The 25963-nt window shown below is 65.0% G+C and carries 28 protein-coding genes; 16 read left to right on the top strand and 12 right to left on the bottom strand.

Features of this window, described 5'->3' with window-relative positions; translation table 11 throughout:
• Positions 1 to 191: 191 nt before the first annotated feature.
• The 4 genes from KVF90_RS03000 to KVF90_RS02985 all read left to right on the top strand — a co-directional run bounded on the left by KVF90_RS03000 (position 192) and on the right by KVF90_RS02985 (position 5610).
• On the top strand, positions 192 to 1733 hold the full coding sequence (locus tag KVF90_RS03000) for an acyl-CoA synthetase (RefSeq protein ID WP_264394644.1): 1542 nt from the start codon (positions 192 to 194) through the stop codon (positions 1731 to 1733).
• Positions 1730 to 3046 carry a cytochrome P450 gene (locus KVF90_RS02995; RefSeq protein ID WP_264393363.1) on the top strand — a complete coding sequence of 439 codons (1317 nt, stop codon included), beginning with the start codon at positions 1730 to 1732 and terminating at the stop codon, positions 3044 to 3046. The genes KVF90_RS03000 and KVF90_RS02995 overlap by 4 nt, the downstream gene beginning before the upstream one ends.
• Positions 3047 to 3162: 116 nt before the next feature.
• Entirely contained in the window at positions 3163 to 3804 is a 642-nt protein-coding gene (locus KVF90_RS02990) for a YqiJ family protein (protein ID WP_264393362.1), read from the top strand.
• Between the two features lie 90 nt (positions 3805 to 3894).
• Positions 3895 to 5610: a flotillin family protein gene (locus tag KVF90_RS02985; protein ID WP_264394642.1), complete on the top strand. Its 1716-nt coding sequence runs from the start codon at positions 3895 to 3897 to the stop codon at positions 5608 to 5610.
• Between the two features lie 39 nt (positions 5611 to 5649).
• Here the strand turns inward: KVF90_RS02985 and KVF90_RS02980 are convergent, their stop codons facing one another.
• Positions 5650 to 6528, bottom strand: coding sequence for a UTP--glucose-1-phosphate uridylyltransferase (locus KVF90_RS02980; protein ID WP_264393361.1), 879 nt, complete (start codon positions 6526 to 6528; stop codon positions 5650 to 5652).
• Between the two features lie 137 nt (positions 6529 to 6665).
• Between KVF90_RS02980 and murA the strand changes: the two genes are divergently transcribed.
• Both murA and KVF90_RS02970 read left to right on the top strand, forming a co-directional pair.
• On the top strand, positions 6666 to 7946 hold the full coding sequence (murA, locus tag KVF90_RS02975; protein WP_264393360.1) for a UDP-N-acetylglucosamine 1-carboxyvinyltransferase: 1281 nt from the start codon (positions 6666 to 6668) through the stop codon (positions 7944 to 7946).
• A complete protein-coding gene (locus tag KVF90_RS02970; protein WP_264393359.1) occupies positions 7946 to 9133 on the top strand; it encodes a hypothetical protein in 1188 nt (395 codons plus the stop codon). Before murA ends, KVF90_RS02970 begins: the two co-directional genes overlap by 1 nt.
• On the opposite strand, the gene KVF90_RS02965 is transcribed toward KVF90_RS02970, so the two are convergent.
• From KVF90_RS02965 to KVF90_RS02945, 4 genes are all read right to left on the bottom strand, one after another.
• The gene (locus tag KVF90_RS02965; RefSeq protein WP_264393358.1) at positions 9115 to 9372 is read right to left on the bottom strand and encodes a ribbon-helix-helix domain-containing protein; all 258 of its coding nucleotides are present in this window, start codon (positions 9370 to 9372) and stop codon (positions 9115 to 9117) included. The two genes, KVF90_RS02970 and KVF90_RS02965, sit on opposite strands and share 19 nt — an antisense overlap.
• Positions 9373 to 9386: 14 nt before the next feature.
• A complete protein-coding gene (locus tag KVF90_RS02960; RefSeq protein ID WP_264393357.1) occupies positions 9387 to 9899 on the bottom strand; it encodes a hypothetical protein in 513 nt (170 codons plus the stop codon).
• Positions 9900 to 10103: 204 nt separating this feature from the next.
• Positions 10104 to 11087 (bottom strand): sulfur carrier protein ThiS, encoded by a 984-nt coding sequence (thiS, locus tag KVF90_RS02955; protein ID WP_319641049.1) that lies wholly within the window; start codon positions 11085 to 11087, stop codon positions 10104 to 10106.
• 58 nt (positions 11088 to 11145) lie between these two features.
• On the bottom strand, positions 11146 to 11547 hold the full coding sequence (locus tag KVF90_RS02945; protein ID WP_264393356.1) for a MerC domain-containing protein: 402 nt from the start codon (positions 11545 to 11547) through the stop codon (positions 11146 to 11148).
• A 120-nt stretch (positions 11548 to 11667) separates the two neighbouring features.
• On the opposite strand from KVF90_RS02945, the gene KVF90_RS02940 reads away from it, so the two are divergent.
• The 4 genes from KVF90_RS02940 to rpsI all read left to right on the top strand — a co-directional run bounded on the left by KVF90_RS02940 (position 11668) and on the right by rpsI (position 14220).
• A complete protein-coding gene (locus KVF90_RS02940; protein WP_264393355.1) occupies positions 11668 to 12750 on the top strand; it encodes a COX15/CtaA family protein in 1083 nt (360 codons plus the stop codon).
• Positions 12750 to 13067, top strand: coding sequence for a divalent-cation tolerance protein CutA (gene cutA, locus KVF90_RS02935; protein WP_264393354.1), 318 nt, complete (start codon positions 12750 to 12752; stop codon positions 13065 to 13067). Before KVF90_RS02940 ends, cutA begins: the two co-directional genes overlap by 1 nt.
• Positions 13068 to 13225: 158 nt before the next feature.
• Complete coding sequence (rplM, locus tag KVF90_RS02930) at positions 13226 to 13705, top strand: 50S ribosomal protein L13 (protein ID WP_264393353.1); 480 nt, start codon at positions 13226 to 13228, stop codon at positions 13703 to 13705.
• Positions 13705 to 14220 carry a 30S ribosomal protein S9 gene (rpsI, locus tag KVF90_RS02925; protein WP_264393352.1) on the top strand — a complete coding sequence of 172 codons (516 nt, stop codon included), beginning with the start codon at positions 13705 to 13707 and terminating at the stop codon, positions 14218 to 14220. Before rplM ends, rpsI begins: the two co-directional genes overlap by 1 nt.
• Before the next feature lie 144 nt (positions 14221 to 14364).
• Here rpsI and KVF90_RS02920 read toward each other — a convergent pair whose 3' ends face one another.
• The 3 genes from KVF90_RS02920 to KVF90_RS02910 all read right to left on the bottom strand — a co-directional run bounded on the left by KVF90_RS02920 (position 14365) and on the right by KVF90_RS02910 (position 15767).
• A complete protein-coding gene (locus KVF90_RS02920) occupies positions 14365 to 14562 on the bottom strand; it encodes a hypothetical protein (RefSeq protein WP_264393351.1) in 198 nt (65 codons plus the stop codon).
• A gap of 163 nt (positions 14563 to 14725) precedes the next feature.
• Positions 14726 to 15487: a metallophosphoesterase family protein gene (locus KVF90_RS02915; RefSeq protein WP_264393350.1), complete on the bottom strand. Its 762-nt coding sequence runs from the start codon at positions 15485 to 15487 to the stop codon at positions 14726 to 14728.
• 7 nt (positions 15488 to 15494) lie between these two features.
• Positions 15495 to 15767, bottom strand: coding sequence for a hypothetical protein (locus tag KVF90_RS02910; protein ID WP_264393349.1), 273 nt, complete (start codon positions 15765 to 15767; stop codon positions 15495 to 15497).
• A 226-nt stretch (positions 15768 to 15993) separates the two neighbouring features.
• Here KVF90_RS02910 and KVF90_RS02905 point away from each other — a divergent pair, with 226 nt between their 5' ends.
• Positions 15994 to 16332, top strand: coding sequence for a UrcA family protein (locus KVF90_RS02905; protein WP_264393348.1), 339 nt, complete (start codon positions 15994 to 15996; stop codon positions 16330 to 16332).
• A gap of 160 nt (positions 16333 to 16492) precedes the next feature.
• Here KVF90_RS02905 and KVF90_RS02900 read toward each other — a convergent pair whose 3' ends face one another.
• From KVF90_RS02900 to fumC, 3 genes are all read right to left on the bottom strand, one after another.
• Positions 16493 to 17248 carry a LytR/AlgR family response regulator transcription factor gene (locus tag KVF90_RS02900; RefSeq protein WP_264393347.1) on the bottom strand — a complete coding sequence of 252 codons (756 nt, stop codon included), beginning with the start codon at positions 17246 to 17248 and terminating at the stop codon, positions 16493 to 16495.
• Positions 17241 to 18512 (bottom strand): sensor histidine kinase, encoded by a 1272-nt coding sequence (locus KVF90_RS02895; RefSeq protein WP_264393346.1) that lies wholly within the window; start codon positions 18510 to 18512, stop codon positions 17241 to 17243. Before KVF90_RS02895 ends, KVF90_RS02900 begins: the two co-directional genes overlap by 8 nt.
• A gap of 148 nt (positions 18513 to 18660) precedes the next feature.
• A complete protein-coding gene (gene fumC, locus KVF90_RS02890) occupies positions 18661 to 20067 on the bottom strand; it encodes a class II fumarate hydratase (protein WP_264394638.1) in 1407 nt (468 codons plus the stop codon).
• A gap of 222 nt (positions 20068 to 20289) precedes the next feature.
• On the opposite strand from fumC, the gene KVF90_RS02885 reads away from it, so the two are divergent.
• From KVF90_RS02885 to KVF90_RS02865, 5 genes are all read left to right on the top strand, one after another.
• The gene (locus KVF90_RS02885) at positions 20290 to 20898 is read left to right on the top strand and encodes a protein-L-isoaspartate O-methyltransferase family protein (protein ID WP_264393345.1); all 609 of its coding nucleotides are present in this window, start codon (positions 20290 to 20292) and stop codon (positions 20896 to 20898) included.
• Complete coding sequence (locus KVF90_RS02880; protein ID WP_264393344.1) at positions 20895 to 22397, top strand: TolC family outer membrane protein; 1503 nt, start codon at positions 20895 to 20897, stop codon at positions 22395 to 22397. The genes KVF90_RS02885 and KVF90_RS02880 overlap by 4 nt, the downstream gene beginning before the upstream one ends.
• A gap of 48 nt (positions 22398 to 22445) precedes the next feature.
• Positions 22446 to 22934, top strand: a complete 489-nt coding sequence (locus tag KVF90_RS02875; RefSeq protein WP_264393343.1) for a DUF2497 domain-containing protein — start codon at positions 22446 to 22448, stop codon at positions 22932 to 22934.
• 63 nt (positions 22935 to 22997) lie between these two features.
• A complete protein-coding gene (locus tag KVF90_RS02870; RefSeq protein ID WP_264393342.1) occupies positions 22998 to 25154 on the top strand; it encodes an alpha/beta hydrolase family protein in 2157 nt (718 codons plus the stop codon).
• Complete coding sequence (locus tag KVF90_RS02865) at positions 25151 to 25561, top strand: (2Fe-2S) ferredoxin domain-containing protein (RefSeq protein WP_264393341.1); 411 nt, start codon at positions 25151 to 25153, stop codon at positions 25559 to 25561. The genes KVF90_RS02870 and KVF90_RS02865 overlap by 4 nt, the downstream gene beginning before the upstream one ends.
• On the opposite strand, the gene KVF90_RS02860 is transcribed toward KVF90_RS02865, so the two are convergent.
• Positions 25558 to 25869, bottom strand: a complete 312-nt coding sequence (locus KVF90_RS02860; RefSeq protein ID WP_264393340.1) for a hypothetical protein — start codon at positions 25867 to 25869, stop codon at positions 25558 to 25560. The two genes, KVF90_RS02865 and KVF90_RS02860, sit on opposite strands and share 4 nt — an antisense overlap.
• Positions 25870 to 25963: the final 94 nt, after the last annotated feature.

Here is a 25963-nt window from a genome sequence, read left to right as displayed (position 1 = left end):
CGGCGGGTTTACCCGCCGCCTTTTTTTATGTTCGCAGGGCTAACGCCTCACCATGACCCCGCGATGACACCGGCTGCAATGGCCTGCATCAATGGGTAGCATTTTCCATACTGTTTTTGCTTGCGGGGCGGCGCGCCTCGCGTAATTTCCTCCCCAAGCCGCAGCAGCGGCAAGGGAGAGAGAACATGTCCATGCACCCCATCGCGCACGCCGCGCGCCGCCCTGATCATCCCGCCGTCATCATGACCGGATCGGGCAAGCAAATGACCTATGGCGAAATGGACGCGGAATCGAACCGCTTCGCCCACCTGCTGCGCGCGCACGGGATCAAGGCGGGCGATGCCTTCGCGGTGCTGCTGGAAAACAGGATCGAGTATTTCACCCTGATCTGGGGCTCGCAGCGCGCAGGGACCATGCTGGTGCCGATCTCCTCGCGGCTGACCGCGCCGGAGGCTGCCTATATCATCCGCGATGCGCAGGCGAAGCTGCTGATTACCAGCGGCTACTTTACTGGCGTGCTGGACGATATCCGCAAGGAATGCCCCGGCCTCACTGTGCTCGTCATGGATGCGGGCGATGCAGAAGATTTCGCCGCCGCACTCGCCGCCCAGCCGAGCGATCCCATCCCGGACCAGAGCGCCGGGTTGCTGATGCTCTATTCAAGCGGCACCACCGGGCGTCCAAAGGGCATTCGCCCCGCCCCGCCCGAAGATCCCGATCCCGCCGCGCCGGTCCCGCTGCTCGGTCTGGCGACGATGGGCATGGGGATGCCGGCCGATGGCTCGATGATCTATCTCTCCCCCGCGCCGCTGTATCACGCCGCACCGATCGGCTGGTGCTCGGTGGTCCACCGCCTCGGCGGGACGGTTGTGATGATGGAGAAGTTCGAACCCGAGGAAGCCCTCAAGGCGATCGAGCGCTACAAGGTGACCGACAGCCAGTGGGTGCCGACCCACTTTGTGCGCTTCCTCAAGCTCGATCCCGCAGTGCGCAGCCGCTATGACCTGTCGAGCCACCAGCGCGCGATCCACGCAGCGGCGCCCTGTCCGGTGCCGATCAAACGCGCCATGATCGAATGGTGGGGGCCGATCGTGAACGAATACTACGCCGGCAGCGAGATGATCGGCATGACGCTGGTGAAGTCCGAACACTGGCTCGCCAAGCCCGGCACGGTTGGCATCGCGGTGCACGGCAAGGTCCACGTCTGCGGGCCAGAGGGCGAGGAGCTGGGCGCCGATCAGGACGGGCTGATCTTCTTCGAAAACGTCAACCTGCCGACCTATCACAATGATCCCGCCAAGACCGCCGAGGCGATGCACCCCCAAGGCTGGATGACGCTGGGCGATATCGGCCATCTCGACAAGGATGGCTTCCTGTTCCTGACCGACCGCAAGAGCCACATGATCATCAGCGGGGGCGTAAACATCTACCCGCAGGAGATCGAGAACCTGCTTGTCACCCATCCTAAGGTGATGGACGCGGCGGTGATCGGCGCGCCTTGCCCTGATCTGGGCGAACAGGTCGTGGCTGTGGTGCAGCCCAAGGACATGGCGGATGCCGGGCCTGCGCTGGAGGCGGAGTTGCGCGATTTCCTCAGCGCCAGCCTGTCGAAGATCAAGATGCCCAAGCTGTTCGACTTCCGCCCGGAACTGCCGCGCGAGGCCAATGGCAAGCTCTACAAGCGCGAGCTGCGCGATGAATATGCGGCAAAGGCGAAAGAAGCCGCCGCGTGAGCGCGGCCAAGGACGGGGGCGCGGTCCTTTCGGGCGACCTTGCCCGCCGCGTGATTGATCCGCACGCCTATGCCGCATGGGACGGGCTGCTCGACACCTTCGACCATATTCGCGCGTCCACGCCGGTGGCGCGGGTGCAGCCGGACACGCCGGGGCTGTTCGAGCCGTTCTGGCTGGTCACCGCCTATGACGACGTCATGCGGATATCCAAGGATAACGCCGCCTTCCTCAACAACCCGCGCCCGGTGGTGTTCAGCTTCAATCAGGCGATCGAATTCAGCCGCGCGGCTACGGGCTCGAACATGCTGGTGGATTCGCTGGTGGTGTTTGATGCGCCGATCCACCCGAAATACCGCAAGCTGACCCAGGAATGGTTCATGCCGAGGAACCTCGCCAAGCTGGAAGGCGAGCTGCGCGCGCTGGCGGCGGCGACGGTCGACCGGATGCTGGAGCGCTCGAAGGATTCGGGCGGCGAAGTGGACTTCGTCAAGGAAGTCTCCGGCCCCTATCCCTTGCGCGTGGTGATGCAAATCCTCGGCGTGCCGCCGGAGGATGAATTCCGGATGCAGATGCTCACCCAGCAATTGTTCGGGGGGCAGGACAAGGATCTGTCGGGCAGCGGCATGGACCAGATGACGCCCGAACAGGTGGTGCAGATCGTCGCAGGCGCAGTGAAGACCTTCGAGGATTACTTCGCCGGAATCGCCGAAGACCGCCGCAAGCATCCGACCGACGATGTGGCCAGTGTCATCGCCAATGCGCTGGTGGACGGCCAGCCGCTGCCCCCGCGTGACATGGCGGGCTATTACATCATCGTCGCCACGGCGGGGCACGACACGACCTCGGCCAGCACCGCCGGGGCGATGCAGGCGCTGGCGCACGATCCGGAGCAATGGGCGCGGGTCAAGGCTGACCGCTCGCTGCTCCCCGGGATCGTCGAGGAAGCGATCCGCTGGACCAGCCCCGTGCAGCACTTCATGCGCACCGCGGCCGAGGACTGCGAGCTTGGCGGGCAACAGATCAAGAAGGGCGACTGGCTGATGATCAACTACGTCGCCGCCAACCACGACCCCGCGCAATTCCCCGATCCGCGCCGCTTCGATGCCGCCCGCTCGCCCAACCGGCACCTCGCGTTCGGCGCGGGGGCGCACCAATGCCTCGGCCTGCACCTGGCGCGGCTGGAGATGAAGATCCTGTTCGAGGCAATCCTCGACCGGGTGGGAGCGGTGGAACCCGCGGGCGAGGCGAAGAGGGCAAGCAGCACCTTTGTCGGCGGGCTCAAGACACTGCCGCTGAAGGTCACCGCAGCCTGAAAAATCGACCGAAATCGGCATTGCATCGACCGATTCTGCTATGGATTGGCCCCCATTTGCCCTAGCTTTCGGGCCATGGGATCTGATGTTCGCCTTGCACAGCCGGGGTTGGCAGCGTGAGCTTGCTTGAACCGCATAACCTGCCGTTCCTGATCGCATTCGGCGCACTCGCGGTGATTGCCGTGCTGCAACTCACCGGCGTGTCCGAAGTCATCGAAGGCGCGGGCGAGTTCGACGTTGGCGATAATGGTGCCGATGGCCTCGAGATGGGCGGACTTGGCGAGGCGCTGACCACGCTGCTGGGGCTGGGCCGCGTGCCGCTGCTGATCTGGCTGGCGGCGCTGCTCTTTGTCTTCGCCACTATCGGCGTGATCGGACAATCGGTTTTGACAAGCATGCTCGGCGCGCCGCTCTCGGCCGGATGGGCCGCGCTGCTGGCGGGCGGGGCGGCGCTGCCGCTCAACAGCATCGCCATGCGCCCGCTGGCCGCAATCCTTCCCAGGGATGAGACTACCGCGATCGAACTCGACGATCTGGTCCGGCGCGATGCCGAAATCCAGATCGGCACCGCCCGCGCCGGATCGCCCGCGCGCGCCAAGGTGATTGACGTGCATGGGCAGGCCCATTTCGTCATGGTCGAACCGCATGACCAGACACTCGCATTCAACGCAGGCGATACCGTCCTGCTGGTGCGCCGCGAAGGGCAGATCTTCTACGGCGTGCAATATGAAAGCCCGCTGTTGGGGCTGGATAGCTAAAGGGGAACGCAGATGGCTTTGACCACAACCGCTGATCCGGGGGCGACGGAAGTTGTGAGCTCGTCCGGGGATCTGATCACATACGGCGTGATGGTCGGCGGCGGGCTGCTGCTGCTCGTCATCACCCTCGCGTTTCTTGCCAGACTCTACCGCCGCGCGTCGAAGGAAACCGCCTTCGTTCGCACCGGCCTTGGCGGAGAGCGCGTGGTGATGAACGGCGGGGCGCTTGTGTTCCCGGTGTTCCACGAAACCATGCCGGTCAACATGAACACGCTGGTGCTGCCGGTGGTGCGCCGCGATACCGAGGCGCTGATCACGCTCGACCGGCTCCGGATCGACGTGAAGGCGGAATTCTACGTCCGCGTGCGTCCCGATGCCGCCGCGATTGCGATGGCCGCGCAAACGCTGGGCCAGCGCACCATGCAGCCCGATCTGCTCAAGGATCTGGTCGAAGGCAAATTCGTTGACGCGCTGCGCTCGGTCGCGGCGGGGATGACGATGAACGAGCTGCACGAACAGCGCGCCGATTTCGTCCAGAAGGTGCAACAGGTCAGCTCCAACGACCTCGCCATGAACGGGCTGGAGCTGGAGTCGGTCTCGCTCACCGGGCTCGACCAGACTTCGATCGAGCACTTCAACGCCAACAACGCGTTTGACGCCGAAGGTCTGACCAAACTGACCGAGCAGATCGAGGCGCGCAAGAAGCTGCGCAACGATATCGAGCAGGACACCCGGGTCCAGATCGAAACAAAGAACCTGGAAGCCAGCCAGCGCAGCTTCGAAATCGCGCGCGATCAGGAATATGCGCGGTTGGAGCAGGAGCGCGAGGTCGAAGTGCGTCGCGCTGCTCAGACCGCCGAAATCGCCCGCGAACAGGCCGAACGCAATCGTGAGGCCGATGCAGCCAAGATCGAGGCCAAGAAGCAGGTCGATGCCCAGCAGATCGAGGCCGACCGCCTTGTCGAGGAGGCCCGCATCATCCAGCAGCGCGCGCTGGAAATCGCCCGGCAGGAGCAGCAGATTGCTGTGCAGAACAAGTCGCGCGAGGAAAGCCAGGCCAAGGCCGAGGCTGATGAAGCGCGCGCCAAGGCGGTCGAGGCCGAGGAACGCGTCACCACCGCGCGCGAAAGCGAAATCGCCGAGCGTCAGAAGAAGATCGAGCTGATCGAAGCCGCCAAGCAGGCCGAACGCGATGCCATCGGCGTGAAGGTACAGGCTGAAGCGGAAAAGGACGCCGCCAGCAATCGGGCTCAGGCGCTGAAGCTGGAAGCGTCGGGTGAGGCCGAGGCTGAAAAGCTCCGCGCCGAAGCCGCGCGGGTGCGCTTCGAAGTTGAAGCTGCGGGTCAGCGGGCGATCAACGAGGCGGCCAACATCCTCTCGAACGACCAGATTTCGCTTCAGACCAAGCTGGCGCTGCTGAAAGTCTTGCCCGAAGTCATCCGCGAAAGCGCCAAGCCGATGGAAGCGATCGATTCAATCAAGATCGTGCAGGTCGACGGGCTCACCAATGGTGGCCGCGCGGCCAATGATGGCAACGGATCAGGCGGCGGCGCAGGCGGTGGTTCGGGCAACCTTGCCAGCGATGCCGTGTCAGCCGCCCTCGCCTACCGCGCGCAGGCGCCGGTGCTGGACGGGCTGATGAAAGAGCTGGGGCTCGACGGCTCCTCGCTGTCGGGTCTGGTCAAAGGCGCGGCGGACGCCGAGGCGGAAAAGCCCGCCCCCGCACCGGCCAAGCCCGCCAAGCAAAAAGCCATCGCGCGCGACAATGATGCCGATGATGCACCGACAGGCGAGGCAGCGGAGTAAATGACGAAAGGGGGCGGCGGAAACGTTGCCCCCGATGCGTTACTTCAGCAGATTGAGCGCAATCGCCCGCACCTCGGCGCCCATGTCCTCGCGCGCCAGTGCGATTGCCAGCGTCGCCTCGACAAAGCCGACCTTGCTTCCGCAGTCATAGCGCGCGCCGTCGAAGGTCACGGCGTGGAACGGCTGGGTGCCGATCATCTTGGCCATCGCGTCAGTCAGCTGGATTTCTCCGCCCGCGCCCTTGCCCTGATTCTCCAGCACACGCATCACTTCAGGCTGGAGGATGTAGCGGCCCGAGACGATCTTGTTCGAGGGGGCTTCGGCCACCGGGGGCTTTTCCACCAGCCCGCGCACTTCGGTCAGCGCGCCGCGCGATTCGCCGGGATCGATCACGCCGTAAGACGAGACTTGCGCCATCGGCACTTCGAGCACGGAGATGAGGTTACCGCCCACTTCGTGGTAGGCCTCCACCATCTGCTTCATGCAGCCGCTGCCGCCTTCGCGTGCGACCATCAACTCGTCGGGCAGGAAGATCGCGAAGGGCTCGTCCCCGACGATTGCGCGAGCGCACCAGATCGCGTGGCCAAGGCCGAGCGGCACCTGCTGGCGCACCGCGATGACATCGCCCGGCGTTGCGCGGGTGCATTCCAGCACGGAGAGGTCCTTGCCCCGCTCTGTCATGGTCTGTTCGAGTTCGAAGGCGATGTCGAAATGCTCGACGATTCCGGTCTTGCCGCGACCGGTGACGAAGATCATTTGCTCGATCCCCGCCTCGCGCGCCTCGTCCACGGCGTACTGGATCAGCGGACGATCGACGACCGGCAGCAGTTCCTTGGGCACGACCTTGGTCGCGGGCAGGAAACGTGTGCCGAGCCCGGCAACGGGAAACACGGCCTTACGGATCGGTTTGGGAGACATTTGCTGCCCTCTTTGCTTGCTGACGGTTGCCTCGCGTCGTCTGGACCCGTGCCTTGCGCCATAACCGAGGTCAATGATTGATCGGAAGCGTGCACCACGAGTTGCGCCAAAAGCGCTTTTCGTTAAGGCTGCGAGGCATGGACAAACTGATCATCCGCGGCGGCAACCGCCTTTCCGGCACCATCCCCATTTCCGGCGCAAAGAATGCGGCATTGACGCTCATTCCCTGCGCGCTGCTCACCGAGGAACCGCTGACGCTGCGCAACCTGCCGCGGCTGGCGGATATCGACGGGTTCCAGCACCTGATGAACCAGTTCGGCGTCACCACCGTGATCCAGGGCACGCGCCCGGAAGATTTCGGCCGGGTGATGAGCCTTGAGGCGACCCGTATCACCTCCAACGTCGCGCCCTATGATCTGGTGCGCAAGATGCGCGCTTCGATCCTGGTGCTCGGCCCGATGCTCGCCCGCAGCGGCGAGGCGACCGTGTCGATGCCCGGCGGCTGCGCGATCGGCAACCGCCCGATCGACCTGCATTTGAAGGCGCTGGAAGCTTTCGGCGCGAAGATCGAGCTGGCAGCGGGCTATGTCCGCGCGATCCAGCCCGATGGCGGCATGCCGGGCGGCGATTTCGACTTCCCGGTGGTGAGCGTCGGCGCGACCGAGAACGCGCTGATGGCCGCGGTGCTGGCGAACGGCACCAGCCGCTTGTTCAACGCCGCACGCGAGCCGGAGATTGTCGACCTGTGCAACATGCTCGCCGCGATGGGCGCGGAGATCGAGGGCATCGGCACCTCCAACCTCACGATCCACGGCGTCAAGCGCTTGCACGGCGCGACCTACCGCGTCATGCCCGACCGGATCGAGGCGGGCTCCTATGCCTGCGCGGCGGCGATCACCGGAGGCGAGGTCCGTCTGGAAGGCGCCAAGGCTGACGACATGATGGCGACGATCCACGCATTGCAAGCCATCGGCTGCGAAGTGACGTGGGACGCCAAGAGCATCACCGTGAAAGCTGACGGGACACTAAAGGCGACCAACCTGACCACCGCGCCCTATCCGGGCCTTGCCACCGACATGCAGGCGCAGCTGATGGCGCTGCTGTGCAAGGCCGAAGGCGCGAGCGTGCTGAAGGAAACGATCTTCGAAAACCGCTTCATGCACGTGCCCGAGCTGGCGCGCATGGGTGCGGACATCACCACCGAAGGCCGCACCGCGATCGTCAAGGGCGTCGACCGCCTGACCGGCGCCGAAGTCATGGCGACCGACCTGCGTGCCTCGATGAGCCTCGTCATCGCCGCGCTGGCCGCGGAAGGCGAGACGACCGTGCGGCGGCTCTATCACCTCGACCGCGGCTACGAGCGGCTGGAGGAGAAGCTCCAACTCGTCGGCGCGGATATCGAGCGGGTCGACGATTGATGCGGCGGCCCGCAATGCTGGCGGCGCTGGTCGCGCTGGCGGGCGGGCTTCACGCACAGGATCGAGCCGATCCGGCGGTGGAGCTGGTGGTGGCCGGGCCACCAATCAACGCGTCGGAAACGGGACAGGCCTATCTCTACGACGATCCCGGCTCCATGGACGAACAGGGCGGGAGCAAGGCCCAGACTTACTCGATGCTCGGACGCGAGGACTTGGCGGCTCAGCGCAAGAAGGAATATGATTCCTCGCCCTGCCTGCCGCTGACGCCGGGCGCCGAGGGCGAGGCCGAAGTGCTCGCACGGATCGTGGATGCGGCGCAGACGCATCGTATCGTTATCATCAACGAAAGCCACACGGTTACGCAGCACCGGGACTTCACCCGCACAGTGATCGCGGCGCTGCGTCCGCTCGGCTACAGCGTGCTGGCGGCAGAGACCTTCGCGAACACCGACGAGCCCGGTGCCGATGTGGTCGATGCTCATGCTGCGCTACCCTACATCCATCAGGATCTGGGCTGGTACAGCCGTGAGCCCGTCTTCGCCGCGATGCTGCGCGATGCCAAGCGCCTCGGCTACCGCTTCGCCGCTTACGAGCAGGTGTACGATCCGGACCGCCCTCAAGCTTCGACAGACGAGGAATGGCGCATCGACATCCGCGACCGTGAGATCGAGCAGGCGCAGAATCTCGCTGCGATCCTGGATGCGATGGCACCCGAGGAAAAGCTGATCGTCCACGTCGGTTACTCCCACGCTCGCGAAGCCGTGGTGATTGAAAAAGACGGGTGGGACGATGCGTGGATGGCCGCTCGCCTGAAGCGCGATCACGGGATCGACCCGCTGACCATTGACCAAACCTATTGTCGCGGCAGTTCGGACATGGTCGGGCTCGCTCAGCCGTCAGCCAACAAGCAGGGGTGGTTCGACCTCTATGTTGATCACCCGGCGGTGAAGTTTCTTCATGGTCGTCCCGATTGGCGGTTTTCAGGCGGCCAGCATCCGGTGCCGATCCCGCCTGCGTTGCGCCCGACCGGAGAGCCGTGGGTGGTCGAGGTGTTTCGCGAAGGCGAACCTTACGATGCGGTGCCGGTTGACCGCGTGTTGGTGGCACCGGGCGATGATGTGCGGCTGGCGCTGGCTCCCGGCCGCTATGTTGCCCGCGCCGTGCGACTTCAGCCCGTGGCAGATTGAGCGGGCGGCGCGTTCACCACCAACCACACCCGGATCGCGCTGGCGAGGCCGGGGGGCGTGGGGGACTTGATCCGTTCGGCATCGATCCGGGCGACGAGGGCGGCAATCGCCAGCCCCTCGCGCGTGGCGGCGGCCTTCAGCATGTCCCAGAACAGCGGTTCGAGGCTGATTGAGGTCTGGTGGCCCGCGATACTCAGCGAGCGTTTGACCGGGGGGTGATAGGGGGAAGGCGTCTCCATCCCCATCGCCAATATTAGGCCGCTTCGAAGTCGTCCACATATTCGGGGTAGAAGCCCGGTTCGCGCTCGGACCAGCCGGGCGCGGTGGCGGCGGCTTCGCTGAGCGATTGCAGCAGCAATTTGCGGCGCTCCGGGCGGATCGCGGGAAGCGCGCTTGCGGCGCAGAAGGCGGCCGGAAGATAGGGCCGCACCCGCGCGCCGAGCAGGCGTTCGTAGAGGAAGCGGAAGGCAGAGAAGCTCGCCAACCGCTCCTGTTCCAGATCGAAAGCGGCGCAGCGCACCAGCTTGCCGAGAAAGCGCTCGACCTCCTGCGGCGTGCCCTCCTGGGGGATCAGCGCGCGCAGGGTCTTGAGATCCTGATAGGCGACATATTGCCGGCGGATCGCAGTGTTTTCATGCTCGCTGCGACCCCAGCGCCGAAAGGCGTCGGTGCGGGCGAGGCCGATGTCGAGACTGCGCTTGATGTAACGCTGCTCGCAGGGAGCGAACCCGGCAAATTCCCGCATTTCGGCAATCGACATCATCATGGCGCGTGTCTCCTTCAGACGGGGGAGAACGTCGCACGGGATGGTTAATTTAAGGTTAGGTGTGTTTTGTTCACGCGAAGACGCAAAGGCGCGAAAAGGTCGGGTCATGCGGCGAGGCCGCTCACTGACACCATGCAAGGCTTAATGTTAGTGGCCCTGACGAGCCGCGAGCGCGACGATCTTCGCGTCTTCGCGTGAATCCAATCAAATCAGTCCCGCCAGCGGCGAGCTAGGATCGGCATACATCCGCCGCGCCATGCGGCCAGCCAGATAGGCCTCGCGGCCCGCCTCCACCGCCAGCTTCATCGCGCGGGCCATGCGGATCGGGTCTTTGGCTTCGGCGATAGCGGTGTTCATCAGGATACCATCGCAGCCCAGCTCCATGCCGACGGCTGCGTCCGAGGCCGTGCCGACGCCCGCGTCGACCAGCACCGGCACCTTCGCACCTTCGACGATCAGGCGGATCATCACCCGGTTCTGGATGCCCAGCCCCGATCCGATCGGCGCGCCAAGCGGCATGATGGCGACCGCGCCCGCATCCTCAAGCTGCTTCGCCGCAATCGGATCGTCGGCGCAATAGACCATTGGCAGGAAGCCTTCCTTGGCCAGCACCTCGGTCGCCTTCAGTGTTTCGCGCATGTCGGGATAGAGCGTGCGCGCCTCGCCCAGCACCTCCAGCTTGACCAGATCCCAGCCCCCCGCCTCTCGCGCCAGCCGCAGCGTGCGCACCGCATCCTCGCCGGTAAAACAGCCCGCGGTGTTGGGCAGGTAGGTGATCTTTTTGGGGTCGATGAAGTCGGTCAGCATCGGCGCTTTGGGATCGCTGAGGTTCACCCGCCGCACCGCGACCGTGACAATCTCCGCGCCCGAAGCGGCGACGGCGGCCGCGTTCTGCTCGAAGCTCTTGTATTTGCCGGTGCCGACGATCAGCCGCGAGGTGAAGGTGCGCCCCGCGACCGTCCATGTGTCAGCGGCATGATCGCCCCCGCCGACGAAATGCACGATTTCCAGCGTGTCACCCTCAGCCAGCGGGGCCTCGGCCAAAGTCGAGCGCGGGACGATTGCGCCATTGCGTTCAACCGCGACCTTTTCGGGCGCAAGATCAAGCTCGCGGACCAGATCGGCGATGGTCGTGGCGGCGGAACGGTGCGGCGCGCCGTTGAGGGTGATGCTCTTGGAGGTGTTCATAATGCGCGAGACATAGGCGCTCGCCCACAGGGTGCAACCACGAGATTTAGGCAGGGGCTCAGCGCGCGGCGCGCAGGTTCATCAAGTGGCCGGCCGATACCAGCGCAACCCCCAGCAGGGTGAGCAGGAATTCGTTCGCCCCGTGCGGCACAATCAGCGCAGCCGCCATCAGCAGCAGGCCCCCGAGCGCAATGGTGAAGGGCAGCAACCGTCCGTGGCGGAGCAGGCCCCAGCCGATCGCCACGGCTGCCACGCCCAGCGCCAGCGCCAGGCCGACGCGGTGGATGCTCTCGTCAAACAGGAAGTGCCCACCGAAACCGAGTGTCGAGATCACCACCAGCGTCGCCAGACAGTGAACCGCGCACAGGCCTGCCAGCCCAATCCCGATCTGATCGAGTCGGCGGCGCAGCGTGGGGCGCAGCGAGCTTCGACTCGCGGGAGGGAGGGCATTTTGGGGCATGCTGTGACCGCACATATGTAATGTTGTTACATTGTGCAAGGACGACTTGCACCCACCGCATAGGCCTTTGCGGCAAACGGACTTGCGAAAGCGGTCGCGCGGGCACAAAGAGCGCCGATCATGGCTACGTCCGCCTCCGTGTCGAACCTGTTCCGGCCCGCCCCCCACACCCGCGCCCGTCCGCTGGCGATTGCCCGCTGGCTCGAGATTGTCGCCTTTTTGGTGGTGATGATCGTCGTCGTCGGCGGGATCACGCGGCTGACCGAGAGCGGTCTTTCGATCACCGAATGGAACGTCGTCAGCGGCATTCTCCCGCCCCTGAACGAGACGGCATGGCAGGCCGAATTCGCCAAGTACCGGCTGACCGCCGAGTACCGGATGGAGAGCGGCCCGGCCGGGATGGACCTTGCCGCCTTCAAGTTCATCTTCTTCTGGGAATGGTTCCACCGCATCCTCGGGCGCGTGATCGGGCTGGCCTTTTTGCTGCCGCTGATCGTCTTCGCGCTGCGCCGGGCGATCCCGGCGGGCTACGGCCTGCGGCTGGCGGCGATGTTTGCGCTGATCCTCGGTCAGGGCGCGCTCGGCTGGTACATGGTGTCCTCGGGCGTGGGCGAGACCGACCTTACCGACGTGAGCCACTTCCGCCTGTCCGCGCATCTGCTGACGGCGCTGTTCCTGCTGGCGGGGCTGGTGTGGACGTCGCGTGATTTGCGGCGGCTCGCGCGGGACGACACGGCCCGCCCTGCGCCGCTGACCGCCGGGGCTGCGCTGGTGGCGGGCGTTTTGTTCATCCAGCTGCTGCTCGGCGCGTGGGTAGCGGGGTTGAATGCAGGCCTTGCCGCCAATGACTGGCCGCTGATGAACGGGCGGCTGGTGCCGGAGCTGGACTGGTCGCGCGGCGTGTTCTGGTCACTGACCCATGATCCCTTCCTGCTCCACTTCCTGCACCGCTCGTGGGCGTGGATCGCGGTCGCCGCGCTGGTGTGGTTGGCGCGCCGGGTGCGCAAGTCTGACAGGTTCGCCAGCCTTGCCGTGCACACCGCCTTCGGGACGATGGTATTGCTGGGCATTGCCACGGTGATGAGCGGCGTCTCGCTGTGGATCGCCGCGTCGCACCAGCTGGTCGGCGCATTGACGGTCGCAGCAACAGTGTGGGCGATGCATAGCGACGGGGTTGCACGGCAGGGCGGAGCCGCCGCCTGATGGGTGCCGCTCTCGTCTGGTGCCCCTTTCCTGACATCGAGAGCGCTCGCGCCGCAGCCGACACGCTGCTCGATGAAGGGCTGATCGCCTGCGCCAATATCCTCGGCACGATCGAATCCCGGTTTGTCTGGGAGGGTGCCCGCGCTTCGGGCACTGAGACCGCAGTGCTGTTCAAGACCACCGCCGAGCGACTGGATGACGTGGTCGAGCGGCTCGGTGAGCTGCATCCCTACGACACGCCCGCGATCCTTGGCTGGCGTGTCGATGAGGCCCATCCGGCAACGCTCGCATGGCTGACCGGAGCCGTTTCGGGCTAGCGGTATTATTTTACCGTATCGCGAAATGGCGCTTTTGCTTGACTTTGACGGGTGTCGGCGACATTTGCGCCCCACTTCTCCGCTCGGTCGCATGATCGGCGGGGGCGATTCTCCCGGACATTCTCCCGGCAGACAGTTTCGAACCAAGGATACATGCCATGAAGGCGCTCACCAAGCAGACCCGGTCGATCAAACCGGCCGAGGTCGAAAAGAACTGGCACATCATCGATGCCGATGGCCTCGTCGTCGGCCGTCTGGCCGCGATCATCGCCAACATCCTGCGCGGCAAGACCAAGCCGACCTACACCCCGCACGTTGATTGCGGCGATCACGTGATCGTCATCAATGTCGAGAAGGTGAAGTTCACCGGCAACAAGTCGACCGACAAGATCTATTACAAGCACACCGGTCACCCCGGCGGCATCAAGGAAACGACCCCGGCCAAGGTGCTGGGCGGCCGCTTCCCCGAGCGCGTGCTTGAGAAGGCTGTCGAGCGTATGATTCCGCGCGGCCCCCTCGGTCGTGACCAGATGCGCGCGCTGCACCTCTATGTCGGGACCGAGCATCCGCATGACGGCCAGAAGCCGCAGGTGCTCGACGTCGCTTCCATGAACCGCAAGAACAAGGTGGCCGCATAATGTCTGATGAAACCACCACCGTGTCCGACCTGGCCGACCTCAAGGACATCGCCGCCGGCGTGCCGCAGGGCGACGCTGCCGAGATCGCCCGCGTGGCCATGCCGCTGCGCGACCGTGAAATCGACGCACAGGGCCGTTCCTACGCCACCGGCCGCCGCAAGGATGCGGTTGCCCGCGTGTGGGTCAAGCCGGGCACCGGCAAGATCACCATCAACGGCCGCGATCAGGAAACCTACTTCGCGCGTCCGACGCTGCGTCTGGTGATCAACCAGCCCTTCACCATCACCGACCGCACCGGTCAGTACGATGTGGTCTGCACCGTGCGCGGCGGCGGGCTTTCGGGTCAGGCCGGCGCTGTGAAGCACGGCATCGCCCAGGCGCTCACCAAGTACGAGCCGGAACTGCGTTCGGCCGTGAAGGCAGAAGGCTTCCTGACCCGCGACAGCCGCGTGGTCGAGCGTAAGAAGTACGGCAAGGCCAAGGCCCGCCGCAGCTTCCAGTTCTCGAAGCGCTAATCGCGCTTCCGGGGCATTTCTCGAACCGCCAAAAGCCAAACTCCGGTTTCCGGAAACATCAAGGGCGGCCCCGCAAGGGAGCCGCCCTTTTGTTTTGCCACGCGCCTCCGCGTCTTGCGACCGCTTAGGGGGGAAACCCGGAGCCTAACGTTGCATCAGCATGAGCCCGAAGGATAGTCCGCTGCCGGACAGGAAGATCGGCCACGACCAGTACAGCTTGAAATCGGCGATATGCGCCATGTGGATCGCCAGTGCCCCGCCGCTGGACCCCTGCGACCCAATCACCAGCGCTATCGTCGCGGACAGGATCGCGCCGAGCGTCAACGCCTTGATCATCTCCATAGCCATTCCCCAAAACAGGAACACGCCGCCCAATTGGCGGCTTGCCGGTTAACAGGGCACGGCAGGAAAGTGCCTGCACGCACACGCATCCCGAGCCTGCAGGCCCTTATCACCAACAAAGTCTTAAGACCGGCAATAGAGAAAAGGTTAAGACAGCCCCCGGTCAGATTACCGATGGTGCGCCCGCACCCACCAGCCGCAGGTGGGTTTCGATGGCACCGCCCGGCGCGCAGTCGATCACCCGCCAGCTCGCCGGCGCATCATGCCGCAGGCGGGTCGATAGCGTGCCCGTCCCGATCATCCGCATTGCTTGGCCGCCACATGCGCGCTGCTGATCGAAGGGGACATGGACATGGCCAGAGATCACCGCATGGGCACCCGCAGCGGCAAGCCGGGCGAAAGCAGTATCGCCGCCGATCGTGGGATTGTGCGGCTTGCCCTCGTCACCCAGCAGCGGATGGTGGGCGATGACGATAATCGTGCGCGGATCGCCCTTCAGCGCCTCCATCAAGGCAAGCGCCGCGTTGAGGGCGGTGGGCTTCACCACCCCGTCCGACCATGGAAAGCGGGTTTGCGCGCGCACCGTCGTGCGCAGCGGCACCAACACCACGTCGGGGGATTCAAACCCGCCGCTCACCGCCGCGCGCAGGCGTTCGTAGCGACGGAAAGGATCGGTGAAGCGCTCCCACGGATTGTAATAGGGCATGTCGTGATTGCCCGGCTCGAGCACCACAGGCACGCCCAGCGCGGCGAACCACTCGCGCGCGGCGGCATATTCGGAATGCTTGGCGCGCTGCGTCAGATCGCCGGTGCAGACCACTGCATCCGGCCGCTCGGCCGCGACCGCTCCGGCCACGGCGTCGAGAGCGGCGCGGTCTTCCACCCCGAAATGGACATCGCTGATATGGAACAGGCGGGTTGGCATGGCGGCCCTATACCCGCCGGGTAAGGATAAGCCACGCAGCGCCCGCGTTGACGGCGGTGTAGACCGCATAGGCCCAGGCATAGCCCGGCCAGCCTTCGACCGAGAGCAGCAGCGCGAAGAACAGGACCGCGAACTCGCTGGCAAGCGCCGCGCGCTGGCCGAGTGTCTGGCTGGCTTGCGGCAGGCGCGCGAATAGCGGGTGTCCGCGATCGAACACCGCACGGTTGATCGCGAAGTTGGCGATTCCCAGCAGGAAGATGATGACCGTCGCCCAACTCATGGCGGCACTATGGCGCTGCGCCGGTCGATTGGAAACCGCCATTTGTCGCCCGGCCAACACCATTGGTCATCCGGCCTGTCCGCCCGTCGAGCGGCGCAAGCGGCTTCATCGAAGGTCGAATGCGCAGGGGTCAGCAGCGTCGTATCAGGGGTTTCGGCAGGACACTTGACCCCCCGGATCGGACCCCCCGCCCGATCTCAAGTCCCTGCTTTTGGAGGATAGAGAGATGAAACCCCTTGCGAAAACAATCACCCACACGCTTGCGGCGCTTGGCCTTGCCGGTGCTGTCGCTTCCCCTGCCTTCGCCGGCCCGGCCACTGGCGGCGATATGCAGCACATGACCATTTCGGTCCCCACGAACGACCTCGATCTCGGCACTGCCGCCGGTCAGCGCACGCTCGACCAGCGCGTGGAAAAGGCAGTGCGTTCGGTTTGCCGGACGACCAGCCCGACCACTGGTTCGCGGGTGATGAGCCAGGAGGCGCTGGCCTGCCTCGCCAAGGCCCGCAGCAATGCCAAGCAGCAGGTCGCTGCACTGATCTCGAACGAGCAGCGCGGCGGCTGAACCGCGCGCACGTTTCGTCCTGCGCCTAACTCAACGCGCAGGCCATACGGCCCGAACCCTTCCAGTCCCTGGGGTTCGGGCCGTTTTTTATTTGGATTCGCTGACGCGAACTGCGGGGCGGGTGGTCTGCGCCACCGAAGGTGGCACGCAAACAAAGACTCTACCGTCCCGCCATGGCTTTGACGCGGGCCAGATAGGTGCGGCCGATGCGCAGCGCCTCGCCATTGACCAGTTCCGCCGACCACACGCCCAAGCCATCGTGCCGCAACCCGCGGATATGATCGCGGCGCAGGATGGTGGAGCGGTGGATGCGGATGAACTGTTCGGGATCGAGCCGTTCCTCCAGCCCCGCGATGGTCTGGAGGAGGAGGTAGGAACGCCCCGCCTCCGCACCGCCGACATGCAGGCGCACATAATCGCGCTCGGCATCGATCTGGTGCACTTCGCTGACCGCGATGCGCAGCAGTTCCGACCGGTGCGGCACCCACAGCTCGTCGAGATGGCGGCTGGCCTTCTGGCGGCGCTGGCCGCGGCGGGCGACGGCACGCTCGATCGCGCGCTCCAGCCGGTCGGCAGAGACGGGCTTCAGCACATAATCGACCGCTTCCAGATCGAAGGCTTCGACCGCGAAGTGATCATGCGCGGTGACGAAGATCACCACCGGCGATTGCGACTGCTCGGCAAAATGCCGCGCCACGCCAAGCCCGTCCATTTCGGGCATGGTCATGTCGAGCAGGACGAGGTCGGGTGCGAGCTTTTCCGCCAGCCGCAGCGCGGCGGCGCCATCACTCGCGGTGCCGACCACGCGCACGGATGGGATTTCGGCACAGATGACCTGCACCCGCTCGACGGCAAGGGGCTCGTCATCGACGATCAGGGTCCGCAGTGCGGTGTCTTCGGTTTCGCTATCATGCATGGCGGTTTGTCTGGTGGTTGATGGGTCGCGACAAGGGAATACGGATTTCCGTGCAATAGCCGCCCGGCACAGGGGCGGAGCTGAAGCCGATATCGGGGCCGAAGCGCGCCTCCAGCCGGTCGCGGACATTGGCCAGGCCGATGCCGAAACCGTGGGTGGTGCCCTGCGGCACGCCGGGTCCGTCATCGCCGACGGTGATGACCAACCGGTCGAATTCCTCGCGCGCGGCAAGCGTGATCGTAACCGGACGCGACACGGGCGAGACCGCATATTTCACCGAATTCTCGACCAGTGGTTGCAGGATCATCCCCGGCACGCGGGCTTCCTCCAGATCGGGCGGCAGGTCGAACACCGTCACCAGCCGCGTGGGAAAACGCACAGTCTCGATATCGAGATAAAGCTTCTGGAGGTCAAACTCGTCCAGCAGCGCAACATCGGCGGTCGGTTCATTGGCGAGGCTGTGACGGTAGAAGCGGCTGATCGTCTGGATCATCTTCTCCGCACGGTCGGCCCGGCCGGTCATAACCAGTGCGGATAGCGAATTCAGTGTGTTGAACAGGAAATGCGGGTTCACCTGATAGCGCAGGGACAGCAGCTCGGCGGCCTTGGCGGCAGAGCGGAACTGTTCCTCGCGCCGCTGTGCCGCACGCGCCTGCACACCCGCCAGCAGCGCGAAATAGGTCGATGCCCATGCCAGCAGCAGGAAATACCGCCCCAGCGCGACGTCGAGCAGCTTGCGCCAGAAATCGGAGTAGGTTTCCGCAGGCGCGATCATCACCGCCTCGGATCCGACCACTTCTTCACGCGTGGCATCCGCGTCACTGCCCGGCCCGGCCGGGCTGACCCGCCGCACCGGCACATCGACCAGCAGGTTCCCGCTTTCATCGCGGCGCAGGTTGATGTTGTACTTCTTGGCGTAGAGCTTCTCCTGCGCCAGCTCCATGTCCTTGAACACCCACTGGTTGACCTGCCCGATCGCCAGGGCGACCGGGAAGGCAAAGGCAATCGCGGCGGAAATCTTGAGCCACAGCGGGCGGTTGTCGAACAGGCGCAGCAGCAGCCACAGCACCAGTGTCAGAAGCACGCCAATGCCGGTCACCATCAGCCGCCGCCAGCCGAGTTCGAACTGCAGGCCGAAGTCCATCACCAGACTGCGGAAGGTGGTCAGCGCGAAATAGGTCGCCCACAGCACCACCATCGACAACAGCACCGTGCGGAAAGACACGGTGGCGGCGGGCTCGCCGGGGATGGCGTCGCTGGTCATGGTCATCGTCATTATGCCGGGCAGCGATAACGCCCCTGCCCGGCGATGACCACTAGCAGAGGCGTTCATCGTCGGGCGGGGTCAGGCTTTGGTCGAAAGATGAACAGCCATTCAGGGACGCTGAACGGCCTGACCTTCACTCGCGGGGTCAGTCGCGGGGCTTGATCATGTCCGCGGGCACCACCCAAAGCGCGAACTGCTCTTCGGTGAGCAGACCCAGCGCAAGAGCGGCGGCCTTCAGGGTCGTTCCCTCGGCATGCGCCTTCTTGGCGATCTTGGCGGCGTTGTCATACCCGATATGCGGATTGAGCGCGGTCACCAGCATCAGGCTTTCATTGAGCAATTGGGTGATGCGATCCGTGTTGGCTTCGATGCCCACAACACAATTATCGGTGAAGGCGTGGGCGGCATCGCCGATCAGCTTCATCGATTGCAGCACGTTGTAGATGATCACCGGCTTGAACACGTTGAGCTCAAGATGCCCGTGCGATCCCGCAACCGTCACCGTCATGTGGTTGCCCATCACCTGCGCGCAGACCATCGTCATTGCCTCGCACTGGGTCGGATTGACCTTGCCCGGCATGATCGAGGAGCCCGGCTCGTTGGCGGGGAGGCTGAGTTCGCCAAGGCCGGAGCGGGGGCCGGAGCCAAGCAAGCGGATGTCGTTGGCGATCTTCATCAGGCTGACCGCGAGAACATTCAACGCGCCCGAAATCTCGACCATCGCGTCATGCGCGGCCAGCGCCTCGAACTTGTTGGGCGCGGTGACGAAAGCATGGCCGGTTTCGGCAGCGGCCTCCGCGGCGAAGGCCGTATCAAAGCCGACCTTGGCGTTGATCCCGGTGCCGACGGCCGTGCCGCCCTGCGCCAGTTCCAGCACGCGCGGCAGCGCCGCTTCGACGCGGGCAATGCCGTATTCGATCTGCTTGGCATAGCCGGAGAACTCCTGCCCCAGCGTCATCGGGGTGGCGTCCTGCAAGTGGGTGCGGCCGATCTTGACGATGTCGGCGAATTCCTTGGCCTTGGCATCCAGCGCGCCGTGGAGCTTCTTCAAGGCCGGAATCAGGTGATCCAGCGCCTCGGTCGCGGCGGCGATGTGCATCGCGGTGGGGAAGGTGTCGTTGGACGACTGGCCCATGTTGCAATGATCGTTGGGGTGAACCGGTGTCTTGCCGCCCTTGTTGCCGGTCAGCATCTCGTTGGCGCGGCTGGCGATCACCTCGTTGGCGTTCATGTTCGACTGGGTTCCAGATCCGGTCTGCCACACCACCAGCGGGAACTGGTCGGCAAGCGTCCCGTCGATCACTTCGCGCGCGGCGGCAACGATCGCCTCGCCCAGCGTCGCATCCAGCACGCCGAGCTTCATATTGGCCTTGGCTGCCGCAAGCTTCTGGATTCCCAGCGCGCGGACCAGAGCGGGGGGCATCGTTTCGCCGCCGATCGGGAAGTTGACGATCGAGCGCTGCGTCTGTGCGCCCCAATGCATCCGGGCCGGAACCGCCACTTCGCCCAGCGAATCGGTCTCGATCCGCACGTCCTCACCGTTCGCCGTCATGTCACTCATCGAAGCTATCCCTCATTAAGTCGAATTGAGCCCCACAGGGTACGGCGCTCCCCTAAGCCCCTGCTCGGGCGTGGTCAAAGGCCGAAATCGCCAAGTTTGCGGACGCGTAACGGGGGCCAAAAGCCTTGGAACCGCGCCGCTGCACGTTTAAGGAGAGGGTTGACGAGCTGTATTGCGTAACTAATACAGCTTTGCCGAGAGAACATGAGCACCATGACAACAACCCAAATGCATTCTGGCCTTCCCGACACCCGGATCGCGCGCCGCGCAATGATCGACAGCCAGCTGCGCACCAGCGGCGTCAACGAGGAATATGTGCTGGCCCGGATGCTGGCTGTTCCGCGTGAGGATTTTCTGCCCGCCGACAAGGCATCGCAGGCCTATATCGACCGCGCGATTGCGCTGGGCGATGGTGGCCACCTCGCCTCGCCGCTGTTCTATGGCAAGCTGCTGCTTGAAGCCGCGCCCATGCCGGAAGATCGCGTGCTGCTGGTCGGCGGCGGCACCGCCTACCTCGCCGAACTGCTGCGCCCGCTGGTGGCCGACCTGACCGAGATGACCGCTGCCGATGCTGTCTCGGCAGCCGGTACAGGCAATTATTCGCTGATCGTGATCGATGGCGCGATCGAACAGCTGCCCGATAGCCTTGCCGCGCAGCTTGCCGATGGCGGGCGGATCGTCACAGGTCTCGTGCTGCGGCAGGTCACGCGCCTCGCCTCGGGGCGGAAGGTTGCGGGCCAGGTCAATCTCCAGCCGATCGAGGATCTCGGCATTCCGGTGCTGACCGCTTTCGCGGCGCCCAAGGGCTGGACTTTCGCGTGAAGGCACGAAACGCCTCGCTGCTGCTGGCCGGATCGGCGAGCCTGCTGACGCTTACCGCGTTGGCCGCGCCCGCTCATGCCGATAACCTGCGCGAGGCGCTGGCCAAGGCCTATAACACCAACCCCACGCTCGAATCCGCCCGCGCCAACCAGCGCGCGACGGATGAAGGCGTGCCGATTAGCCGTGCGCCGGGCCTGCCTTCGGCCAACATCACCGCGACACATATCGAATTCATCCAGCAATCGGCCAACGCCTTCACCGCCCCCGATCGTAACCTCGGCGTCAATGCGCAGGTGCTGGTGCCGGTCTATTCCGGCGGCGCCGTGCGCAACGGAATCGCCGCCGCCAAGGAACGGGTCGAGGCGGGACAGGCTGACCTGCGCAACACCGAAAGCACGCTCTTCGCCCAAGTGGTTGCCGCCTACATGGATGTGCTGCGCACCGAGGCGCTAGTGGCCCTCGCAACCAACAACGTTGCCGTCCTTCGCACCAATCTCGAAGCGACCAGCGACCGGTTCCAGATCGGCGATCTGACCATCACCGACGTCGCCCAGTCGCGCTCGCGCCTCGCGGTGGCGGAAGGGGATCTCCAGTCTGCCGAAGCCAACCTCATCGCCGCGCGCGAAACCTATATTCGCCTGGTCGGCAACGAGCCGGGCGAACTTGAGGCGCCGCCGCCGCTTCCGGGCCTTCCTGATACGGTGGGCGAAGCGATTGTGGCCGCACTCGACAACAATCCCAACCTCGATGCGGCCAAACAGCGCGCCGAGGCCGCCGGGTTCGATACCAAGGTGGCCGGCGCTGGTCGTCTGCCGACCGTCAATTTCTTCGTGAACGGCGATTACAGCGACTTCTTCGGTACGCTGGGCGGGTCGCTCGCCAACCAGGTCGATCCCAACAACCCCACCGCGCCGCGCTTCGCGCAGAGCGAAAAGACCGCCAACGCGGGCGTGCGTGTGACCATTCCGCTGTTTCAGGGTGGCCTCCCCGCCGCGCGGCAGCGTCAGGCCGGGGCGCGCGAGAGCGCTGCTCTTGAGGATGTGATCGCCTCCGAGCGCCAGATCATTGCCGAAACTCGCTCGACCTATTCCAACTGGCAAGCCGCCAACGGGGTGATCCGCAGCGCGCAGGCCGCGGTCGAAGCGGCCGAGCTCAGCCTTGAAGGCGTGCGCGCCGAAAACTCGATCGGTAACCGCCAGATCCTCGACGTGCTCAATGCCGAGCAGGAGCTGGTCAACGCCCGCGCCCAGCTGGTGACCGCGCGGCGCAATGCCTATGTCGCCGGTTTCAACCTGCTGGCACTGATGGGCCGGGCAGAGGCACGCGATCTCAACCTGGATTCAGGCGTGCTCTACGATCCCACCATCAACGCCGACCGCGTCAGCAGCAAGATGTGGGACTGGGACCGCGATCCCGAGCCCGCCCCGAAATCGACCAGAACCGTTGACATTCCGCCCGCCAACGCAACAATTGGCCCGCAATTGCTGCCCGGCGAGTAAATCCGGTCCCGATTCGGGACAGGCCGGGGGCAGAAAACGGGGCAAGTGATGGCGCAGGATAACGAGGCGTCGGTCGAGGAAATCCTCGAATCGATCAAGAAAGTGATCGCGCGTGACAACCGCGTTGGTGCGCTCGAAGCGCGGCGGCGGCGGATGCTCGTTTCCGAAGATGACGATGCCGAGCCCGCGCCCCTCGCCCGGACGCACACCGTGCGCGACGCGGATGAAGTGCTCGATCTGTCGGATATGGAAGTGCCCGCGGAACCCTCTGCCTTGCCGATGGAGCAGCAGGAAGAAACCCCGCTGATCGCCGATCAGGTGCGCGATGCGATGCAGGAAAACCTCGCCGCGCTCGCCATGCTGGCCGAACCGCCGGCCCGCCCGCAAATCGTCCGTTCGGGAGAGACCTCGCTTGAAGGTCTGACCCGCGAACTGCTGCGCCCGATGCTGGCCGAATGGCTCGAAGCCAATCTGCCGACGATGGTGGAGAGCCTCGTGCAGGCGGAAATCGCACGGATTGTCGGCAAGCACCGCTGATTCGCGCCGAGACTTAAGGGCAATCACTGGCGCGCCGCGCCAAGGCGGGCTAATCCCGCCAACATGCACAATCTCAAAGTTTCCGGCGCCCTGATCGCCGTCGCCGCGTCCCTGCTGGCCGCACCGCTCGCCGCGCAGGATGTGTCTGCCGTTCCGGGTGTCACTGCCCCGCCGATGAGCGCCGAGGATCTGGTCACCCTCCCTCGGCTCGGCGCGCCCGCGGTGAACGCGGGCGGCACGCTGGCCGTCTACAGCGTCACGGTCACCGATCCCGAAAGCCTGGCGCGCAGCCCCGCACACTTCCTGCTCGATCTCGCCAAGCCGGGCGCTTCGCCGGTTGCGCTGGACCTCGGCATCCGCGCCTCGTCGCTCACCTTCGGCGCGGATGGGCAGATCTATTTCCTCAGCAGCGAAAGCCCTGACAAGCAGGCCGCAGCGCGTAGCCGGGTGTGGCGCGTCAGCCTTGCCAAGGACGGGACCGCCGGTCAGCCGCAAGTGGTCGCCGATTATCCCCATGTCGAGATCGCCGGCTTCAAGCTCGCGCCCAACGGAAAGGCCATCGCGCTGTGGGCGGAAGTGCCGCGCGATTGCCCGACCTTCGGCTGCGCGGACGCCAAGCCGCAGCATCTCCCCGGCCCCGGCACCGGCCGGCTCTATGACGGCAAGGACGGCTTCGTGCGCCACTGGGACCGCTGGGCAACGCCGGGCACCCCCAACCGCATCTTCACCTTCCCGCTGAAGGACGGCGTGGCGCAAGGGCAGGGCGCTCCGGTCGACGGCACGGATCCCGCCACGGGGATCACCGCCGACAGCCCTACCATGCCCTTCGGCGGCGGGGAGGAAATCGCCTTCGCGCCCGATGGCAGCACGCTCTATTTCACGGCGCGCCTTTCGGACGGGGCGGAGCCGACCTCCACCAATCTCGATATCTACGCCTCCGACCTGTCGGGTGCTGCGCCCAAGCTGCTGACCGCCGCCAATGAGGCGACCGACACCACCCCCGCCGTCTCCCCGGATGGCCGCTACCTCGCGTGGCTGGCGATGGACCGGCCGACCTACGAAGCCGACAAGCTGTCGGTGCGCCTGCTCGATCTCAAGACCGGGCAGATGCGCAATCTGACGAAGGACACCGATCTCAGCTTCGCCAGCCTTGCATGGAGCACTGACGGCAAGCACCTGATCGCCACCGCGCAAAAGGTGCTCGACACCCCCGCCTTCAACATCGATCCGGCGACGGGCAAGGTCACCGAACTCAACCTGATGGCCGGGAACGAAGCGCATGTCGCCAATCTCGTCCCGCTGCCGGGGGGCCGGGCGCTGTTCACGCGGGATTCGCTCGGGCAACCGGCCGAATTGTTCCTGTCGGACGGCATGGGCCAAGCCCGTCCGCTGACCGATGTGGCGACATCGCGCATGGGCGGCCTCGCCAGTATAGTCACCCGCCGCTTCAGCTTTGCAGGCGCCAACGGCGATACGGTTTGGGGCCAGATCACCCGCCTCGCCGACCAGACCGGCCCGATCCCGGCGATCCTCTACATCCACGGCGGGCCGCAGGGCAGCTACAACGACAGCTGGTCGAACCGCTGGAACCCGCGCGTCACCGCCAGCCAGGGCTATGCGGTGATCTCGATCGATTTCCACGGCAGCACCGGATACGGGCAGGCCTTTACCGATGCGATCAACAAGGACTGGGGCGGCAAGCCGCTGGAGGATTTGCAGAAGGGTCTGGACGCCGCGCTCACCCTCGACTCGCAGATCGACGGCACCAAGGCGTGCGCCATGGGCGCGAGCTATGGCGGCTTCATGGTCAACTGGATCGCCGGAAAGTGGCCCGACCGTTTCGATTGCATCGTCCAGCACGATGGCATCTTCGACAACCGCAGCTTCTACTATGCCACGGAGGAATTGTGGTTCCCCCGCTGGGACTTCGGCGGCTCCTATGAAGAGGCGCGTGAGACCTACGAGAAGTGGAACCCCGCGAACCACATCGACAAGTGGAAGACGCCGATGCTGGTCATCACCGGGCAGCAGGATTTCCGCGTCCCCTACACCCAGGGCATCCAGAGCTTCACCGCCTTGCAGGAACGCGGCATCCCGTCGCAATTGCTGGTCTTCCCTGACGAGAATCACTGGGTGCTCGGCGCGAAGAACTCGCTGCAATGGCACAACACCGTCTTCGCGTGGCTGGATCGCTGGCTGAAGCAGGACGCGCAGAAGTGAGCCGACAGGAACTCGCTTCCGCGCAGCATTCGCTTGCCAAGCATTATGGTGATCCGGCGGAAGGGACCGCGATCCAGCGGCACATCATGATCTGCGCCGTTTCGGACAAGCAGAAATGCTGTTCGCGCAAGGAAGGCGAGGAGGCGTGGAGCTTCCTCAAATCACGCCTGAAGGAACTCGGCCTCGTCGGCCCGCAGCGTAACGACGATAGCAAGCGCGGGTCGGGCGGGGGCGTACAGCGCACCAAGGCCGATTGCTTCCAGATCTGCGCGGCGGGGCCGATCGCGGTCGTTTGGCCGGACGGGGTGTGGTACCATTCGTGCAGCCCCAAGGTGCTCGAACGGATCATTCAGGAACATCTGGTCGGCGGCGTGCCGGTCGAGGATTACATCCTCAAACCTGCCTAATCGTCCTTCGGGCTCCAGAACTCGTCCTTGCCGGGAAGCTGGTTGTCGACCGATTCGTCGTGACCCGTCCCGTTGGACAGGAACACAAGGCCCATCAGCCCTCCGCCGAGCAGCATGGTAAGGCTGATGCCCAGCGCCGCCGCGATGTAGAAATGCACCGAAATCATGCCGTTATATGCAAATAGCAGGCCCATCGCCAGCATGACGGTCAGCGTGGTCGCGGCCAGCAGCCATTTCATGATCTGTCGATAGCGCGCCCAGGCGTGCGCGGCGTTCACAGGATCATCGAGCGGGGATTTGCGTGTCATGCCCCCGACATGGCGTGCGCTCTGCTGCATTGCAACGCGCGAAAGCTGCAAGGAGCGATACGCGCGGTGCAAGTGAGGGATTCGCTTTTTCCTT

The sequence above is a fragment of the Porphyrobacter sp. ULC335 genome, assembly GCF_025917005.1.
Classification (GTDB): Bacteria; Pseudomonadota; Alphaproteobacteria; order Sphingomonadales; family Sphingomonadaceae; genus Erythrobacter.
The sequence above is the reverse complement of the archived record's forward strand: the minus strand, read 5'-3'. Positions and strand labels throughout refer to the sequence as shown.

Bases quoted from the DNA above. Each gene is read 5' to 3' on its own strand.
- KVF90_RS03000 (WP_264394644.1), top strand. From the start codon at position 192: ATGCACCCCATCGCGCACGCCGCGCGCCGCCCTGATCATCCCGCCGTC.
- KVF90_RS02985 (WP_264394642.1), top strand. From the start codon at position 3,895: ATGGTCGGCGGCGGGCTGCTGCTGCTCGTCATCACCCTCGCGTTTCTT.
- KVF90_RS02980 (WP_264393361.1), bottom strand. From the start codon at position 6,528: ATGTCTCCCAAACCGATCCGTAAGGCCGTGTTTCCCGTTGCCGGGCTC.
- murA (WP_264393360.1), top strand. From the start codon at position 6,666: ATGGACAAACTGATCATCCGCGGCGGCAACCGCCTTTCCGGCACCATC.
- KVF90_RS02970 (WP_264393359.1), top strand. From the start codon at position 7,946: ATGCGGCGGCCCGCAATGCTGGCGGCGCTGGTCGCGCTGGCGGGCGGG.
- KVF90_RS02965 (WP_264393358.1), bottom strand. From the start codon at position 9,372: ATGGAGACGCCTTCCCCCTATCACCCCCCGGTCAAACGCTCGCTGAGT.
- KVF90_RS02960 (WP_264393357.1), bottom strand. From the start codon at position 9,899: ATGATGATGTCGATTGCCGAAATGCGGGAATTTGCCGGGTTCGCTCCC.
- thiS (WP_319641049.1), bottom strand. From the start codon at position 11,087: ATGAACACCTCCAAGAGCATCACCCTCAACGGCGCGCCGCACCGTTCC.
- KVF90_RS02945 (WP_264393356.1), bottom strand. From the start codon at position 11,547: ATGCCCCAAAATGCCCTCCCTCCCGCGAGTCGAAGCTCGCTGCGCCCC.
- KVF90_RS02940 (WP_264393355.1), top strand. From the start codon at position 11,668: ATGGCTACGTCCGCCTCCGTGTCGAACCTGTTCCGGCCCGCCCCCCAC.
- cutA (WP_264393354.1), top strand. From the start codon at position 12,750: ATGGGTGCCGCTCTCGTCTGGTGCCCCTTTCCTGACATCGAGAGCGCT.
- rplM (WP_264393353.1), top strand. From the start codon at position 13,226: ATGAAGGCGCTCACCAAGCAGACCCGGTCGATCAAACCGGCCGAGGTC.
- rpsI (WP_264393352.1), top strand. From the start codon at position 13,705: ATGTCTGATGAAACCACCACCGTGTCCGACCTGGCCGACCTCAAGGAC.
- KVF90_RS02920 (WP_264393351.1), bottom strand. From the start codon at position 14,562: ATGGAGATGATCAAGGCGTTGACGCTCGGCGCGATCCTGTCCGCGACG.
- KVF90_RS02915 (WP_264393350.1), bottom strand. From the start codon at position 15,487: ATGCCAACCCGCCTGTTCCATATCAGCGATGTCCATTTCGGGGTGGAA.
- KVF90_RS02910 (WP_264393349.1), bottom strand. From the start codon at position 15,767: ATGAGTTGGGCGACGGTCATCATCTTCCTGCTGGGAATCGCCAACTTC.
- KVF90_RS02905 (WP_264393348.1), top strand. From the start codon at position 15,994: ATGAAACCCCTTGCGAAAACAATCACCCACACGCTTGCGGCGCTTGGC.
- KVF90_RS02900 (WP_264393347.1), bottom strand. From the start codon at position 17,248: ATGCATGATAGCGAAACCGAAGACACCGCACTGCGGACCCTGATCGTC.
- KVF90_RS02895 (WP_264393346.1), bottom strand. From the start codon at position 18,512: ATGACCAGCGACGCCATCCCCGGCGAGCCCGCCGCCACCGTGTCTTTC.
- fumC (WP_264394638.1), bottom strand. From the start codon at position 20,067: ATGACGGCGAACGGTGAGGACGTGCGGATCGAGACCGATTCGCTGGGC.
- KVF90_RS02885 (WP_264393345.1), top strand. From the start codon at position 20,290: ATGACAACAACCCAAATGCATTCTGGCCTTCCCGACACCCGGATCGCG.
- KVF90_RS02875 (WP_264393343.1), top strand. From the start codon at position 22,446: ATGGCGCAGGATAACGAGGCGTCGGTCGAGGAAATCCTCGAATCGATC.
- KVF90_RS02870 (WP_264393342.1), top strand. From the start codon at position 22,998: ATGCACAATCTCAAAGTTTCCGGCGCCCTGATCGCCGTCGCCGCGTCC.
- KVF90_RS02860 (WP_264393340.1), bottom strand. From the start codon at position 25,869: ATGACACGCAAATCCCCGCTCGATGATCCTGTGAACGCCGCGCACGCC.